Below are 14,626 nucleotides of genomic sequence, written 5' to 3'. Positions count from 1 at the left end.
GAAGCTGAAAGAAGACGACGACGAATCGTCTGAGAGTCACTGCCCGCAATCAATTGAATGTACTGTCTGTTGCAATAGATGGAGAGTCTACATCAACTGGAACTCATCATTCTGCTGCTCGCCGTTGTGCTCGCGCTGACGACGATTGCACGCCGCATTCTCATCCCCTATCCAAATTTTACTCGTCATCGGCGGACTGGTGCTGGCCATGGTGCCAGGCATCCCGACGGTCACGCTGAACCCGGATCTGGTCTTTCTGGTATTTTTGCCGCCCATTCTGTGGGCAGCCGCCTACTTTACGTCGCTCCGGGATTTTCGCGACAACATTCGGCCGATCTCGCTCTTAGCCGTGGGGCTTGTGTTGGCTACCACTGCGGCGGTTGCTGCAGCGGCTCATGCTCTGTTGGGATTCGGATGGGCCGAGGCGGTTGCGCTCGGGGCCATTGTGTCTCCACCGGATGCCGTCTCTGCGACGGCGATCGGGAAACGGCTGAATATGCCGCGTCGCATCGTGACCATCCTGGAAGGCGAAAGTCTGGTCAATGATGCCACGGCCCTCGTGCTCTATCGGGCCGCTGTGGCAGCAGCCGTCAGCGGATCGTTTGTCTTCGGAGACACGCTCTTACAATTCCTGTATGCCGCCGTGGCAGGTATCGCCGTCGGGTTGCTGGTCGGGTTGGTCACGCGATGGGCGCTCCAAGTCATCGGCGAAAGTTCCACCGAGATCGCGGTCACGTTGCTGGCACCCTATGTGGCGTGGGTCCTCGGTGAATCCATTCATGCGTCCGCAGTGTTGTCATGTGTGACGGGAGGTTTATATTTGCGGCAGCACATCAGCCGGATCGTGGCTCCGTCGACGAGGCTTCAGGGACGAGCGGTCTGGAATGTGCTCGTATTTTTGTTCAACGGTGTGATCTTCATCCTGATCGGACTCCAGCTTGGCGCGTTGCGGGCGGCCGTTCCAACTGATCGCGTGGGATCCCTTATTCTTGGTGGTGTACTGATCAGCGTGACAGCTATCCTGGTGCGGCTGGGCTGGGTGCCGTTGGCCGCGATGATTCCTCGTTGGCTCAGCGCGTCGCTTCGTGCGCGTGATCCGATGCCGCCGTGGCCGGCTCTCTTTCTGGTGTCATGGACAGGCATGAGGGGCATCGTCACGCTTGCCGGCGCGATGGCCTTACCGATGTCGACCAGCTCAGGGGCTCCGTTTCCCTTTCGCGCTGAAATTATTCTGCTGAGTTTCTCCGTGATTTTGGCCACGTTGGTGCTGCAAGGATTAACCTTGGCGCCGCTCATCCGAAGACTCGGCATCACGGAAGGGGTGGAAGGAGAACAAGAGGAGCGGCATGCACGTCGGCATGCCGCCGATGCAGCCCTGTCGCGGCTCAGCGAATTGAAGAACGAAACCTGGCCGAAGCCCGACCATCTCGATCAATTGCGGGTCCATTATGACCGGCGGCTGGAGCGATTCGCGCCGAATGGGACCGTTGCCACCGAGTGTACACAAGAGACCCGTGATGTGCTGCTTCGGCTCAGAGAAGCCGCGTTAGCGGCTGAACGATCAGCCTTGATTCGGCTCCGTGACGACGGCGCGATCAGCGACGAAGTCTTGCACCGCCTGGAACACGAACTGGATATCGAGGCGCTTCGCCTCGGCATAGGGGAACGGCGCGTCACCGGGTGACAGGCAGATTCAAACAAGGATTGGTCTGGCGTGAGGGATTCAAGGCGGAGGCTGCTGGCCTCATCGGAGATGGGCGAAGGATTTGCTTGGTCGTATCACGATGTGTCGCAACAGGTGCGTGAGGCGGGTGTGGCACATGCTCAGGTCAGGGCGTTGGTCGGTTCAGGAGTGACATCGATAGGAGGATTACTGCAATGAATGACAATCTTGAAAAAGTGAGACAGTTGGCCAAGGATCTCCGCGTAGACTACCCGCGCAGCCCTCGTGAAAAGCTGGGTGGCTATATCATTGCGGCGCGGTGCGTCGATAAGTGTCGAGCGTTCCTCCTGGACATGCACGGCGAGTACAGTTATTGGCCCTGTTCTTTGGCAAGTCAATGGTTTGCATTCACCGGCATCACGCCGGAGCAATTCAAAGATGTGGTCGCCACCGGCGCGACAGACGACGATATCGCTCAATGGATCACCGAACGGTCCAAGGTGAAGGATCCGGACGAAGTGCTGAAATGGAACAACCGGTTGCGTGATATGAGACTCAGCGACATGAACCTCCAAGCACAGCAGTACCTGGAGGAATATATTCCCAAGTTCGTGCCCAACCATCGTCCGGTCTACGTATGGTTTGATGTGTACGATCTGGAAGAAAAGCGCTTGTAGCGGCGGGAGATGTTCACATGAAACAGCGCATCGACCGTCTCCACCGTGTTCGATGGGTGGCATCTGCCCATGCTCGTGAAGCCGTTCTTCGAGGGTCGGTTCGGACTTCGTCGATTCACCGGGGCCCTACGCAGAGGAGGTGCGGCCGATGACGTATCACCCTATTCAGAATTACGGCATCATCGGGAACATGCGCACGGCGGCGCTCGTCAGCATGGGGGGCTCGATCGACTGGTTCTGTTTTCCCCACTTTGACTCTCCGAGCGTGTTCGCAGCCGTTCTCGATCATGACAAAGGCGGCCGATTTGAGATTGCCTCCACGCACGAGGGGGTCAGGACCAAGCAGTTCTACTGGCCGGATACGAATATCTTGATGACCCGCTTCTACGCGGCGGGTGGAATCGCCGAGGTCGAAGATTTCATGCCGCCCGGCTTGTCGAGCGGTTCCGCCTGGCGGCACTCACTGATTCGTCGGGTGAGAGTGAGGCAGGGCAGCATGGAGTTTCGCCTGCGATGTCATCCCGCCTTTGATTATGCGCGGGAAGCTCATCGCACGATCATTACCGCACAAGGCGCGAGTTTCCATTCTGCCGATCTTAGCTTGAGGCTTACGACGGATATTCCGCTCACGGCAGATGATCGCGGGGCGGCGGCAGTCTTTGTCCTACATGAGGAGCAGGCGGCGGTGTTCGTGCTCGGGGGCATGCAATCCGACAAAGACCAAGGTCCCTGTCCTTCAGCGGGTGAAGCCGATGAACTCTTTGAGCAGACGGTAAACTATTGGCGCCGTTGGTTGTCCAAATGCACCTATACCGGTCGTTGGCGGGAAATGGTGTACCGCTCAGCACTGACACTGAAACTCCTGACGTTCGAACCGACCGGTGCCATCATTGCCGCCCCGACGTGCAGCTTGCCGGAGACCGTCGGCGGAGGCCGAAACTGGGATTATCGCTATACATGGATTCGGGATGCCGCGTTTACACTCTACAGTCTCTTGCGGATCGGCTTTACCGACGAAGCGGTCAGCTTTATGCGATGGCTAGAGGCGCGAGCGGCGGAGTCAGATGGATCGTTGCAAATCGCTTACGGCATCGACGGACGCCGCGATCTGACGGAACAGACGCTCGATCATTTGGACGGCTATCGAGGATCCCGACCGGTGCGAATCGGCAACGGCGCATACAACCAACTACAGCTGGACATCTACGGTGAGCTCCTCGACGCAGTGTATTTGTACAACAAACATGTGATGCCGATCGGATATGAACTGTGGACGCGCATCCGGAACCAGCTTGATTGGCTCTGTGAGAACTGGCAGCAGCCGGACGAAGGCATCTGGGAGGTGCGCGGCGGCCGTCGGCATTTCGTGTATTCGAAATTGATGTGCTGGGTTGCGATGGATCGAGGCCTTCGATTGGCCGATAAGCGGTCGTTTCCTGCGGATCGCGCGCGCTGGCTTCAGGTCAGAGACCAAATCTACGAGGAGATCATGGTGAAGGGCTGGAGTTCCACGAGGCAGGCCTTTGTGCAATACTACGGCAGTGAGGCGCTGGATGCCTCAAATCTCATCATGCCGCTCATGTTTTTCCTGTCCCCGAACGATCCGAGAATGCTGAAAACGCTGGACGCCATCAACCGTTCGCCGAAACACGGAGGCCTCGTGTCGGACGGGTTGGTCTACCGCTACGACAGCGGAACGGGAGAGGACGGCCTCACCGGGGAAGAGGGCTCGTTCACCATATGCTCGTTTTGGCTGGTCGAAGCATTGACCCGAGCGGGGCGCGTCGATCGCGCCAAACTGAGAGAGGCGCGGCTGTTGTTTGAGCGCATGTTGGGTCACGCCAACCACCTCGGGCTGTATTCGGAGGAGATCGGCCCATGCGGTGATGCGCTCGGCAACTTTCCACAGGCGTTTACTCACTTGTCCTTCATCAGCGCCGCCGTCAACCTTGATCAGGCCTTGGCGATGAAGGTGTCGTGACGGCGGTGGCTAGTACGCGATAGATGACCGGCAGAATCTGCTGGAAGGGCAGGCATTGGAAGCGGAGGATGGAATGAGGGGTGGGATTTAGGACATGAGTGAGCCAACTCAGCAAATCCAGCTGATTCGTCATCGTGAGATGGAATGGAGTGCGTCCATGCGGCACACGGGCCGGACCGACATCGGGCTGACTCCGACAGCCGAGCGCCAGGCGACCCTGTTGGGAGGAATGTCGGCAGAACGGAGGTTTGTTATGGTGCGCTGGAGCAATACGATCACGCGAAGTCAGGAATCAATCATCATTCAACGAGGTGCAAAATGATTCGTGTTGTTGTGATGTCAGTGCTGATCGGCCTGTTGTCATTAGGAGGCGGCACGATCGGTTGGACGGCCGATGACGACCGCGGCCAACTCACGATCGTGAGCCCGGCGCAGGGCTCGGTGATAAAAGGAGATTCCGTTGAAGTGCGATATAGGCTGTCGAAGGGCGTTCAAGCAACGCACATCCATTGTTATGTGGATGGAGAGTATCAAAAGGGGTTTAAAGGGGTGGTCAAGGGACTCGCGCGTGGCTCACACGAGATCAAGCTTGTGGCGGCGAGCCAAGATCATGACGCGCTGAATACCGAAGCGACAGTGAGGATTGAAGTGGAATGATGCACCAGAGGTAGCGGTGGGGCCGGTTCCTCAAGCGCGACCTTGCCGCCTTAGTTGAGCCGTCGCGTCGCGAGCTCGGTGAACATCAGCTATGACCTGTTTGAGGATCCTGGGGCGCCGGGCTGATTCGTGTTCGTCGAGCATTGGGAAAAATGAACGGACAGCAGAAGCACCATCACCACGGTCCCCATATTCAGCATGTTCATGCCCATGGCGATAAGAACATCGCTGGCCGAGACTATGTCCACCTGCTTCGTCAGGTGGTTTGATCATTATCTTGTAATCCTGCAGGCGGGGCTTCGCAGATCCCGCCGCATTGCACTCAAGGAGTAACCATGCCCAAGATTCTCGTTCTCTATTATTCATCCTACGGCCACATTGAGACCATGGCGCATGCCATTGCCGAGGGCGCTCGTTCAGCAGGCGCAGACGTGGACATCAAACGGGTGCCCGAAACTGTCCCGGAAGCCGTCGCCCAGAAGGCGCATTACAAACTAGATCAGAAGGCTCCGATCGCGACCATCGCCGAGTTGGAGCACTATGACGCCATCATCGTAGGCACCGGCACGCGCTTCGGTCGCATCTCGTCGCAGATGGCGGCGTTCCTGGACCAGGGGGGCGGATTGTGGGCGCGTGGTGCCCTGAACGGCAAAGTGGGCGGGGCTTTTACCTCGACAGGGACTCAGCATGGCGGGCAGGAAACCACGCTCTTCTCAATCATTGCCAATCTGCTGCATTTCGGCATGACGATTGTCGGACTCGACTATGGGCATGCCGGCCAAATGAACGACAAGGATATCGTGGGCGGAGCCCCGTACGGTGCGACCACTATTGCCGGACCCGATGGCAGTCGCCAGCCGAGTGAGATCGACCTGGAAGGTGCACGCTATCAGGGGCGGCGCATCGCCGAAGTCGCAGCAAAACTGTTCGGCTAGCAGCCTACTAAACGGTCCACTTCGTGTGCTGCCGACTCGCTTCTGAGGCTTTGTGCCACACTCATGAAGCGACTGGAGCGGGGCGGCATTCTCACGCGGCAGGTGATGGCCACCTCTCCGCCCACTGTCGAATATGCCTTGACTGATCTTGGCGGAGAAGTGACACCTCGCCATCGAGGCTATTGTCCGGGTAGGACACAAACTCAACAGTAAGCCTGCGGGATAGGGGGGCTGGTATCAAGATTGAACGACAGGGTATCGGGGAACGTTGGACCGCAGACCTGTCTTGTGAGGGTGAGATGGGTGGCTAGGCCAGGGTTTGACGCGTACCTCCATGGCGACCATACTTGTGTCGAGTCATGAGCATTTTGCCCGGTTAGCTCGGGTGCCTCGTGGTTTCCACAGGCTGCCTGTACCGCTCCACATAGTCCAGAATACGGTCCTTCGGTACTCCAAACCAAGCCAAGGCATGTCGGATGAGAGTCGCCGACGTCTCAATCTCAGGCTGAATGATCTCACTCACTCCCAGAGCGGTGAGCCGTTCTGCTTCTGCCGGGCCGTGTACACGAGCCAAGATGGGAACGCTGGCGTTGAGATCGCGTATGCGGGCCACCGCGAGGGCAGAGGATTCAATGTCAGGTAAGGCCACGATAATCAGAGACGAGTCCGCCGTTCCGGCCTTGATCAGCAATTCGCGATGCGAGGAGTCGCCATAGAGGCAGGGGGTGCCTCTTATCTGTAGCCGGCGGATCGCATCTGGATTTTGATCGATGACGACATAGGGAAGATTGAACGCTTCCAACGCTTTCCCAAGTGAGCTGCCCACCCGTCCAAATCCGCACAGGATGACATGCTGGTGAAGCGTGTCACCTTCCGGGGGCCAGGGCGCCGCGTCAAGCTGGGCATGGGCCAAACGTCTCCGACCGATCCAACGAGGAACATATCGAACGAGTGCTGCATTGATCAGAATGGTGATGAGAGAGGCGGCCAGCGTGGCATTGTATACGTCACTGCCGATTTGACCTGCCGATCGTGCGGTCTGGATCAACACGAACGAGAATTCGCCGATTTGTGTGAGGCCGATCCCGACCAGGGTTGAGGTCGTCCATGGGTACCCGCACAGCCTTACGACGACGGTGCGAGTCAAAAACTTCCCAATGACGATCAAGCCAATCATCGTAACCAGGAGGGAAAGATTGTCGACGATGATGCGTGGGTCGATCAGAATGCCGATGGTCACGAAGAAGAGTGCGACGAACGCGTCACGGAGCGAGAGCAATCGAGCCAAGGTTTCATGCGCGTACTCGGACGCGCTGATGATCAAGCCGGCCAGGAAGGCACCCAAGGCGAGGGAGAGTCCGACCATCTGCGTGACGGCGGCGGTTCCAAGGCTGATGGCCAGGGTGACCAACAGGAAGAGTTCTTGGTTCTGGGTTCTGGCCACATGCGTCAGGATGTGAGGAATAACCTTAGCACCCAGGTAGCCCAGTGGCACTAAAATGAGCACGGCCTTTGCCAACGCCTGAGCGATTAACAACAGCCGTCCGGAGTCAAACTCTCCGAGGGCCGGTATCAGCACGGTCATTGCCACAACGGCGACGTCTTCAACCAGAACGATGCCGATCATCACCCGTCCATGCATGGAACGAAGTTCTCCTCGATCGATCAGGAGACGGACAAGGATCATGGTGCTCGCAATGGACGTGACGGCTCCGATGATGATGCTTTGAGTGGTCGGCCACCCGAGCAGGTTGCCCATCACGAGAGCTGACCCGATCGACAAAAGAATGCCGAGGAGGCCGCCTGCAAGGGCCACCCATTTGACGCGCACGAGGTCCTGGACGGAAAACTCAAGTCCGATCGAGAACATCAAGAGAATGACACCGATGTCTGCGAACAGCTCAAAGGCGTGGGGTTCCGAGATGGTCGGCCCCGGGGTAAAGGGACCAATGGCGATACCACCCAGGACATAGCCGAGAATGAGCGGTTGTCGAGCAATCCGAGCGAGTATGCCGCCCACAACGGCGGCCAGAAACACGATGGCAAGGTCGTCAAAGAAGACGGGATTGGGTTGCACGGTGACCCTTCCTTAAGGAACAGGCACCCGATATGGGCTGTCCCATGGCTGATACGGAGCCACGTACATACCATAAAAAGAGTGAAACATGGCGTTGCCCTGATGAATTAATCGTTCTGTCAGGGGGAGGTTCTCGTCCGGAGGGGATGGTCCAGAGAGGCCCAGGCACAAGGGAATAGTTCAAGAGGACGTGCGAAGTTAGTCCTGAAACGATATACTCGGCGGCGCAAGCCAGTCTCAACCATTCAGAGGGAGGTGTACTCATGGGACAACCGCGCATGGCAGCAAAAGAGCCGTCAGTCCTGACCCTGGAAGCAGGTACCTATTACTGGTGTACATGTGGACGATCGAGGGATCAACCGTTCTGTGATGGGTCGCACGAAGGGACTGGGTTCGAGCCGATGGAATTTACGGTCGACGAAACGAAAGAAGTGGCGTTGTGCCAATGTAAGCGGACCAAGACACCCCCGTACTGCGACGGGACACACCAGACGCTGTGAAGGCACAGCTAGTGTAGTGTCTCATAAATTCATTCACCTTCCGTTCGTGGTGAGTCTTTCGATTGTCTCGGGAACGACCCGTTGAACTCTGGGGTGAGCTCGTCGCACCGCATGAACGGAATCAGTTGAAAGCGCTTGCCCTTCGACAAGCTCAGTGCGAACGGCCAATGTCAAAGGACTAAAGAAACACTACACTAACAAAAGAGAAACTTTACCTGGAAGAGGACCTCCGCCTCAAGCACGGGTTTGAAGACATTATTGGTGAACTGCAGACAGATACTCGTCTTGCTCTCAATTCTGCGCCGATGCGGGAAGAGGCCGAGCGGGGGCAAATTTTGTGGGCGTTACACGAACGCGGTGAGCCGTCTGGTGCAGCAGTTCGCTTAGGGCTGAAGCGAACTGCCCTCCATTCAAAATGCAAAAGCTCGGTATCGTCCCTCCCTAAGCTTGATGGCGTATGCGCGGAGCTTTGTCCCTCTCTTCCTCTGCAGTTTTCATAGTCGTCTAAGCGCTCTTCGAAATGAGGAAAGAGAGGAGGCGATGCAACTACTGGTAAACCGCGAGGGCACGTGTCAACGGGTCATTTCGCGCAAGGTTGTTATATCGCGTAACGGTGGCGCGCCGAACAAACGACTGTACTCTCGGCTGAATTGAGAGGGGCTGTCATACCCCACGTGAACGGCCGCGCTTGTGGCGTCCTGCTGCTCGGTGAGCATCAGCCGCCGAGCCTCGTTCAAGCGCAGCCACTTTTGGTACTGGAGAGGACTCATCACCGTCATCGTTCGAAAATGATGGTGAAAGGTGGAGGTGCTCATGTTGACATGATTGGCGAGCATCCTCGATGCGGAATGACCTGGTGAAACTACCCTTCAACCAACAGATGGCCTGAGCGATTTGTTGACTCTGACTTCCTGCCGATGCCGTCTGACGCAGATGCATACCTTGATCGCCTACAAGCAGGCGGTAAAATATTTCCCGAAGGACGATCGGCGCCAAGATCACTCAACAAGAAGGAAGACGCGCTTCGCCTCGGCGCCGACGAAGTTGTCGTCTCCCGCAATGCCAGCGAGATGAAGAAACATGTCGGGAGTTTCGACTTCATTCTTGACGCGGTCTCCGCCGAGCACGACATCAATGTCTATCTCAACATGCTCGGCCGCGACGGCAACCTGACCCTGGTTGGTGCGCCGGAGCAGCCCCTCGCTCTTTCAGCCTTCGGGCTCATCTTCGGGCGTCGCAGTCTTTCTGGCTCACCGATCGGCGGTATCCCCGAGACCCAGTAGATGCTCAATTTTTGCGGCACACACAACATCACCGCCGATGTCGAGGTCATCCCTATCCATAAAGTGAACGAAGCGTACGATCGACTTCTCAAGTCCGATGTGAAGTACCGCTTTTCTATCGATATGGCTTCGCTCAAATCCACATAGCGGATGAGTGGCTCATGCTGGGATTCTTGCTAGTGTTTTAAGCGGAGCATCCGTGCATAATGGAACGCCGCCTTCTGTTGCATGCGGTTTAGCTGCGTCATTGAACACAACATCATTACAAGGAGGAAGCCATGGCGACCGAAGAACTCGACAAACGACCCACTCCCGATCAGGCCGAAGACAACGCCTTCTTTCCTTCTCCCTACTCGTTGGGAAAATTCACGTCAGCAAAATCCGATCTTGACGGCACGGACTACCCAAACGCCTACCGGGGAGGCAAATGGAAGGTACTGATTATCGCCACAGACGAGCGATATCTGTTGATGCAAAACGGCACGATGTTCTCGACCGGCAACCATCCCGTCGAGATGTTGCTGCCGATGTATCACCTGCATAAAGCCGGGTTCGACTTTGACATCGCCACGTTGTCGGGGAATCCCGTCAAGCTGGAACTCTGGGCGCTGCCGAAGGAGGACGAGGCAGTCCAGAACATCTACCACGAATATCTCGACAAAATGAAACGCCCGCTCAAATTGTCTGACGTGATCGAACGGAATCTTGGCAACGACTCTCATTATATCGGTGTATTCATCCCCGGTGGCCACGGTGCCCTGGTAGGCATTCCACAGAGTTCGGAAGTAAAAGCCGTCCTGAAGTGGGCGATGAACAAGGACAAGCATATTATTTCGCTCTGCCATGGCCCGGCATCACTGCTGGCGGCGGCGGTCGGCGAATCGAAGGACACCTACATCTTCAAGGGATACAAGATTTGCGTCTTCCCGGACGCCATCGACAAGAAGACTCCTGAGATTGGGTACATGCCTGGCTCGTTGCCGTGGTTCATCGGCGAAAAGCTAAAAGAACTTGGTGTGGAAATTCTCAACAGCGACATCACAGGCCAAACACATCAGGATAGAAAGCTCATCACGGGCGACAGTCCTTTTGCTTCCAATAATGTCGGCAAGGCGGCGGCCAAGGCTCTTCTCAAAGAAGTCGGTCAGGGCTAAGGAAGATGATCTCCATCTTGAGCAAAATTTAGCTTGGCTCACAGGGACGGCGAGAAGCCGATTACGTTAGTCAGTTCGAGCCTGCATTAGCGATGTCTTCAGGGCTACGATCATGGAGCAAGGGGTGCAATCGTTCGAGCATCAATTCGTCCGTCGCGGCCGCATGACGCAGCAAATCAGTCCGGATGAAATGGTCGACATAATCGATTGAGAATGGTTCATCAAGGAGACAGAGTTACGGGTAAAGTCGAGCCCAAGTCCAGTTCAATGAGTTTCCATTCCGTGTGTACGCAGGGGTATGCCAGGAGGCATCGTTACTCACATCACAGGAGGTGTCATGATGGGGAGAATATCCAAAGAGAGAATGGACAAGGCCTTAGAGCACCTCAAGACTATTTCCCAAGAAGACTATGCGAAGGCCAAGGGGATGACCAACATCGTCAAAACGCCGCGCAGTTTCCTCTTCAAAACGCCGAAGGACTATGATTTAAAGGGATGGCGTGACCTGACGATCCTATCGGATGACGGCACGCCGTTTAAAGCCTGATACATCCCGGCCAACGGCGGGGAGAGCAATAAACTCATCATCTTCAATCGCGCGTTGCCCATGTGCCGCGCGGGATTCCCCGGGCATTTCGGCGAGCCGTGGAGCAACTTTGAAGCGGTCGAAATCGACTTCGTCATTCAGTATAAGCATCTGATCGAGGCCGGGGACAATGTGCTCACCTATGACTTCCGCAATCACGGCAACAGCGGTGCTGCCAACAATGGTGTTTGCGGGATCGGCCAGTGGGAGTGGCGTGACTGTGTGGGCGTGAAAGAGTATGTGGACAATCATCCGCAGCTCAGCAAGATGACCGTCGGACTCTACGGTCAGTGCATGGGCGGCATCTCGCAGTACAATGCCATTGCCAGGCGTCCGGAACTCTTTGCCAACGTCACGTGTATGTGCAGCCCGCTGGTCCCTTCGATGACGGCGGTCTTTCAGGCGTTTTCGGAGTTGCTGAAGGTTGCGCAGTATCAGGAGCTCATTGATCTAGAGCTCCTGAAGATGGGCGCTTTCCCGGCTGCCGAGATGGCCGGGCAGCTCTATGCGTCGAAGGTCACCATGCCTAACTTGTCGCTTCAGGTGCAGAACGACGCGTGGACCAAGAACCCGGAAGACGGGCAGAAGACGTTCGAGATGCTTGGGAGTAAGGAGAAGGAGATGATCTGGGTTGAGGATATGACCCACCGCTTCAGGGATGGCTACAACTACTTTGGACGATACCCTGAGAAAATTCTCGCCTTCTTCGCGAAGCATATGAAGTAATCCTGTGAGCCGTGATGGCGGAGGTTTCCGATCGGATGGAAAACCTCCGCCATCACCGAGGAGATTGAGCGCCGTCGCGTGACCGACCGCTCCGCACCATCCTGGCACAGGAGGCTTACCGGGCAGTTGGTTGCGGCGCGGTGACTTGCCCAAAGCGGCCGCTGTTGAAATCAAGTGCGGCTTGCCGAATTTCCTCCTGCGTGTTCATGACAAATGGGCCGTAGCCCACTACCGGTTCGTCGATAGGCGTGCCTGTCAGAATGAGCACGATCGCCTCGCCATCAGTATGGATCGTGATGTCCTTTCCGTCGCGCTCAAGCCGAACGATCTCTGCCTCATTCGCCTTTTGCGTCCCGTTAATGAGCACGCTTCCCGAGAGCACCGCCAGCATGACATTGTGCCCTTCTGGAAAGTCCAGCGTGAGATCGGTTGCTTGATCGAGTCGCACATCCCAGAGGTTCACCGGTGTAAAGGTGCGAGCTGGTCCATGGGCGCCGCGAAATTCACCCGCGATGATACGCGCCGTTCCACCCGTTAAGGGGACGACCGGAATGTCTGCGCTGGTGATTGCCTGGTAGCCGGGAGGGCTCATTTTATCCTTCGCCGGCAGATTGACCCACAGTTGGACCATCCGAAAGGGGCCTCCTGTTTTGCTGTAATTCGGCGAATGGAATTCCTCATGAATGATGCCGCGGGCCGCGGTCATCCATTGCACGTCGCCTGGTCCGATCGTCCCTCCGTTCCCAGCCGAATCACGATGGGCCACTTCACCGTCATAGACGATCGTCACGGTTTCAAATCCTCGATGAGGATGCTGCCCCACGCCTCGCGGCTGGTCGGTGGGGCTGAACCGATGCGGGCCCGCGTAATCAAACAGCAGGAACGGGCTGACGTCCGCACTATCATGGTGGTAGGAAAACAATGATCTGACGGGGAACCCGTCTCCGACCCAATGACCCCCGTCTGCTCGCAGAATGCCGGCTATCTTCTTCATGGCTGCTCCTTTCTCGAGACATCGCCTCGACGTTTCATCTCTGATCGAAAAGTAGTATAGGTTCGTCTCAACAGGTTTCAAGTACGGTCTCGGAGGATACCGCCTATGGCAAAGCACATCAGTTGTCCGACGGAGCAGACACTCGACCTCATCTCAGGCCGTTGGAAGGCCTTAGTGATCTATTGGTTGCTCAAAGGCGATCGGCGGTTTAACCAGTTGCAACGCGATCTCAATGGCATCACCCATCGGACGCTAACCAAACAATTGCGCGAACTGGAAGGCGACGGTCTGGTCGAACGGCATGATTTTTTAGAGAACCCACCGCGTGTCGAATATCGCCTCTCGACCCTAGGACAGTCCCTCGAACCCATCTTGCTTGCGATGCATGAGTGGGCTGTTGCCCATCCGCACGTGAAGGAGAAATAGCGATCGTGAAGAAGTGGCGGGACCCATCTCCTATTTCCATCCATGCGATCCGTCTGGCTCCCGATGACTCAACCCCTCTGCCGAATCTCTTCGGCATCTGACGAACTATCGTCACCCCTGTTTCGTGACATTGGTGGCGGCGTAACCGATCCATATTGAAAAGAGCTTGTCCTGCCCGGCGAGTTCAACGTGTTAGGCGATGAGTTCGGTGGCGCTGCGACCTGGAACGTCCCTTGCTCTAGGTCTTATCAGCATCGCACGAAGACATACGTGGAGGTGACGTGATGAATGAGATGGTTCTCTGGAGTCTATGGTACGGCCTACTCGCAACCTTGCCGGTCATCATGACAAGACTGCTGATCAAGAATACGAGGGCGAGGGTAGCTGCCTATCGGCGGTCGCCCGATTCCATCAATCGTCGACGGGAGGTGTGACATGTCATTCTTTAAAACGGACGATTCGTGGGCAGGTCTTATTTTACGGGTTGGGCTTGGAGGTGTGATCTTCGCGCACGGCGCACAGAAATTACTGGGTTGGTTCGGTGGAAACGGCTTCGACGGAACGATGGAGTTTTTCACTCAGAAGATGGGGCTGCTATGGCTGGTGGCCTTTCTCGTCATCATCGGAGAATCGCTCGGCGGGTTGGGATTGATTGCAGGATTTCTTACCCGATTCACGGCGGCGAGTTTCATTGTGATCATGATCGGCGCGATCGCGATGGTCCATTGGCCGCAGGGGTTTTTCATGAACTGGTTCGGCCAGCAGCAGGGAGAAGGGTTTGAGTATCACATTCTGATCATCGCGATGAGCGCGACACTCGTCCTCATTGGCGGAGGGAAGTGGGCGTTAGATGGGGTCATCGCTCGCTGGCTTGAGCGAGCCGACGCGGTTTCGCATCAATCGCTGAGAAAGGTCGCCTAACGTTGTTTTGAGATAGGACGTTTTCTAGCCATCTTTCGAATAGGAG

General features: G+C 56.4%; 17 protein-coding genes and 2 pseudogenes. 16 read left to right on the top strand and 3 right to left on the bottom strand.

Translation table 11 applies throughout. The annotated features are described in order from the left end of the window. The first annotated feature begins 208 nt into the window (after positions 1–208). From COMA1_RS11775 to COMA1_RS22020, 8 genes are all read left to right on the top strand, one after another. Positions 209–1,684 carry a Na+/H+ antiporter gene (locus COMA1_RS11775; protein WP_245631026.1) on the top strand — a complete coding sequence of 492 codons (1,476 nt, stop codon included), beginning with the start codon at positions 209–211 and terminating at the stop codon, positions 1,682–1,684. Between the two features lie 30 nt (positions 1,685–1,714). Then, on the top strand, positions 1,715–1,882 hold the full coding sequence (locus COMA1_RS21095) for a hypothetical protein (RefSeq protein WP_176698006.1): 168 nt from the start codon (positions 1,715–1,717) through the stop codon (positions 1,880–1,882). Beyond that, a complete protein-coding gene (locus COMA1_RS11770) occupies positions 1,879–2,340 on the top strand; it encodes a DUF5069 domain-containing protein (RefSeq protein ID WP_090748655.1) in 462 nt (153 codons plus the stop codon). The genes COMA1_RS21095 and COMA1_RS11770 overlap by 4 nt, the downstream gene beginning before the upstream one ends. A 148-nt stretch (positions 2,341–2,488) precedes the next feature. Next, positions 2,489–4,321: a glycoside hydrolase family 15 protein gene (locus COMA1_RS11765; protein WP_090748653.1), complete on the top strand. Its 1,833-nt coding sequence runs from the start codon at positions 2,489–2,491 to the stop codon at positions 4,319–4,321. A 94-nt stretch (positions 4,322–4,415) separates the two neighbouring features. Next, positions 4,416–4,643: a histidine phosphatase family protein gene (locus COMA1_RS11760; protein WP_090748651.1), complete on the top strand. Its 228-nt coding sequence runs from the start codon at positions 4,416–4,418 to the stop codon at positions 4,641–4,643. After that, complete coding sequence (locus COMA1_RS11755; protein ID WP_090748649.1) at positions 4,640–4,978, top strand: hypothetical protein; 339 nt, start codon at positions 4,640–4,642, stop codon at positions 4,976–4,978. Before COMA1_RS11760 ends, COMA1_RS11755 begins: the two co-directional genes overlap by 4 nt. Before the next feature lie 335 nt (positions 4,979–5,313). Continuing rightward, positions 5,314–5,913, top strand: coding sequence for an NAD(P)H:quinone oxidoreductase (gene wrbA, locus COMA1_RS11750; protein ID WP_090748647.1), 600 nt, complete (start codon positions 5,314–5,316; stop codon positions 5,911–5,913). A 63-nt stretch (positions 5,914–5,976) separates the two neighbouring features. Further along, positions 5,977–6,126 (top strand): winged helix-turn-helix transcriptional regulator, encoded by a 150-nt coding sequence (locus tag COMA1_RS22020; RefSeq protein ID WP_090748645.1) that lies wholly within the window; start codon positions 5,977–5,979, stop codon positions 6,124–6,126. 163 nt (positions 6,127–6,289) lie between these two features. Here COMA1_RS22020 and COMA1_RS11740 read toward each other — a convergent pair whose 3' ends face one another. Continuing rightward, on the bottom strand, positions 6,290–7,990 hold the full coding sequence (locus COMA1_RS11740; protein ID WP_090748643.1) for a cation:proton antiporter: 1,701 nt from the start codon (positions 7,988–7,990) through the stop codon (positions 6,290–6,292). A 263-nt stretch (positions 7,991–8,253) separates the two neighbouring features. Here COMA1_RS11740 and COMA1_RS11735 point away from each other — a divergent pair, with 263 nt between their 5' ends. Beyond that, positions 8,254–8,490: a CDGSH iron-sulfur domain-containing protein gene (locus COMA1_RS11735; protein WP_090748641.1), complete on the top strand. Its 237-nt coding sequence runs from the start codon at positions 8,254–8,256 to the stop codon at positions 8,488–8,490. A 572-nt stretch (positions 8,491–9,062) separates the two neighbouring features. On the opposite strand, the pseudogene COMA1_RS22015 reads toward COMA1_RS11735, so the two are convergent. After that, positions 9,063–9,489: pseudogene (locus tag COMA1_RS22015) on the bottom strand (helix-turn-helix domain-containing protein); the annotation flags it as partial. Between COMA1_RS22015 and COMA1_RS11725 the strand changes: the two are divergent. The 4 genes and pseudogenes from COMA1_RS11725 to COMA1_RS11715 form a co-directional block, all read left to right on the top strand. After that, positions 9,489–9,920: pseudogene (locus tag COMA1_RS11725) on the top strand (zinc-binding dehydrogenase); the annotation flags it as partial. The pseudogenes COMA1_RS22015 and COMA1_RS11725 overlap by 1 nt on opposite strands. Before the next feature lie 131 nt (positions 9,921–10,051). Next, complete coding sequence (gene hchA, locus COMA1_RS11720) at positions 10,052–10,927, top strand: glyoxalase III HchA (RefSeq protein ID WP_090748639.1); 876 nt, start codon at positions 10,052–10,054, stop codon at positions 10,925–10,927. A 337-nt stretch (positions 10,928–11,264) separates the two neighbouring features. Continuing rightward, complete coding sequence (locus COMA1_RS21400; protein ID WP_218055365.1) at positions 11,265–11,474, top strand: hypothetical protein; 210 nt, start codon at positions 11,265–11,267, stop codon at positions 11,472–11,474. 60 nt (positions 11,475–11,534) lie between these two features. Further along, on the top strand, positions 11,535–12,239 hold the full coding sequence (locus COMA1_RS11715; protein ID WP_218055364.1) for an alpha/beta hydrolase family protein: 705 nt from the start codon (positions 11,535–11,537) through the stop codon (positions 12,237–12,239). 115 nt (positions 12,240–12,354) lie between these two features. Here the strand turns inward: COMA1_RS11715 and COMA1_RS11710 are convergent, their stop codons facing one another. After that, a complete protein-coding gene (locus COMA1_RS11710; RefSeq protein ID WP_090748638.1) occupies positions 12,355–13,233 on the bottom strand; it encodes a pirin family protein in 879 nt (292 codons plus the stop codon). A gap of 105 nt (positions 13,234–13,338) precedes the next feature. Between COMA1_RS11710 and COMA1_RS11705 the strand changes: the two genes are divergently transcribed. The 3 genes from COMA1_RS11705 to COMA1_RS11700 all read left to right on the top strand — a co-directional run bounded on the left by COMA1_RS11705 (position 13,339) and on the right by COMA1_RS11700 (position 14,580). Continuing rightward, positions 13,339–13,659: a winged helix-turn-helix transcriptional regulator gene (locus tag COMA1_RS11705; RefSeq protein ID WP_090748636.1), complete on the top strand. Its 321-nt coding sequence runs from the start codon at positions 13,339–13,341 to the stop codon at positions 13,657–13,659. Between the two features lie 284 nt (positions 13,660–13,943). Further along, entirely contained in the window at positions 13,944–14,093 is a 150-nt protein-coding gene (locus COMA1_RS21090) for a hypothetical protein (protein ID WP_176698005.1), read from the top strand. Position 14,094: 1 nt separating this feature from the next. Beyond that, the gene (locus tag COMA1_RS11700) at positions 14,095–14,580 is read left to right on the top strand and encodes a DoxX family protein (protein ID WP_090748634.1); all 486 of its coding nucleotides are present in this window, start codon (positions 14,095–14,097) and stop codon (positions 14,578–14,580) included. The last annotated feature ends 46 nt before the right edge of the window (positions 14,581–14,626 follow it).

Origin of the sequence: Candidatus Nitrospira nitrosa, from assembly GCF_001458735.1 — a bacterium.
GTDB lineage: Bacteria > Nitrospirota > Nitrospiria > Nitrospirales > Nitrospiraceae > Nitrospira_D > Nitrospira_D nitrosa.
This window is presented reverse-complemented; position numbering and strand designations above follow the sequence as displayed.